We start from the raw sequence: 1,231 nt of genomic DNA on the forward strand, positions 1-1,231 counted from the left end.
CAACAAAGTACTGTGGTAAAAAACAAGTAAAAACTCACTAATTTTTAGCCAACGTACTTCTGTAAGAATCATCATATACTAGTCCTGATTTTGCAATAGCAAAAGCCTGTTTTAGTAACTTATTACACACAGCAATTAAAGCTAGTTTTTTACTCTTCCCTTTTGCTACTATACGGTCATAAATATCTTGGCAAGCCTTATTATATTTACAAGCATTAAAACTGCACATAAATAGTAAATTACGGAGTTTTTGATTTCCTATTTTACTTATTCGACTACGTCCATTTACACTGCTTCCACTCTTGCGAATCATAGGAGTTAATCCTGCATAACTACACAATTCACTTCCGCTTGTAAAACGCTCAAATCCATCGGTAAGAACCACTAGCATGAGGGAGGTTTTCGCTCCAATTCCTGGTATGGTTTTCACACGGGTCAATAAATCTTGATGTACTTCTTTTACCAATATTAAAAGTTTATCTTCCAAGGTTTTCATTTCTTTCTGTACCTGTTTTAAACTACGTTTGAGAGAACTTACAACTGCTTTACTGGGATTTCCTAAAACAGCTTCACCATGTATTTTGTTTTTTAGCATTGTGCTCTGTTTTGTATACACAGCTAGGAGTCTAGTCATTTGGAGACATTCTGTTTGATGCTTCGAGTTCCCTTTCCATAGCTTCAACTCAACTTGTTTACCATATTCACAAATCAGTTTAGAGTCACTTTTATCCGTCTTAATTTTTGACAATTTCATTTGGATAAAGCGCTTAACTGCTAATGGGTTTTCTACGGAAACTTTTATCCCAGACTCTAATAAATAATAAGCCAACTGATAGTGATAATAGCCTGTGGCTTCCATCACACAATGACTATTCAAGCCTAAGAGTTTTATAAACTTTCTAAAGCCAGAAATGCTGTTTTTAAATTGGTAATAATTCCCTTCAGAATCCGTAACATCAAAAACTAAATGGCTAATGTCTATTCCAAAATATTTAATATCTTTATTCATAAGAAAATGTTTTTTGAAAGGACAACCTACGCGAGTTTCAACGACTTAAAATCGAGGTCTAAAAGCCTCATAGAACTGTACGAAATCTGTGTAGAAAAGAGAGGGGATTTTCAATGTTGACGAAGTCTTAAGCTTCTGCGTATATAATAACCTTAATCCTCTCTTTGTTCTTTCTTTTTTATAGATCTTAATTTAATGTTTTTATTGAAATGCTAACTTAAG

General features: G+C 33.5%; 1 protein-coding gene. It reads right to left on the reverse strand.

Annotated elements, in window-relative coordinates:
• Nucleotides 1-37: 37 nt before the first annotated feature.
• On the reverse strand, nucleotides 38-1,009 hold the full coding sequence (locus LX95_RS14505) for an IS110 family RNA-guided transposase (protein ID WP_111542173.1): 972 nt from the start codon (nucleotides 1,007-1,009) through the stop codon (nucleotides 38-40).
• Between the last annotated feature and the right edge of the window lie 222 nt (nucleotides 1,010-1,231).

It is taken from the genome of Mesonia algae (assembly GCF_003253545.1).
Classification (GTDB): domain Bacteria; phylum Bacteroidota; class Bacteroidia; order Flavobacteriales; family Flavobacteriaceae; genus Mesonia; species Mesonia algae.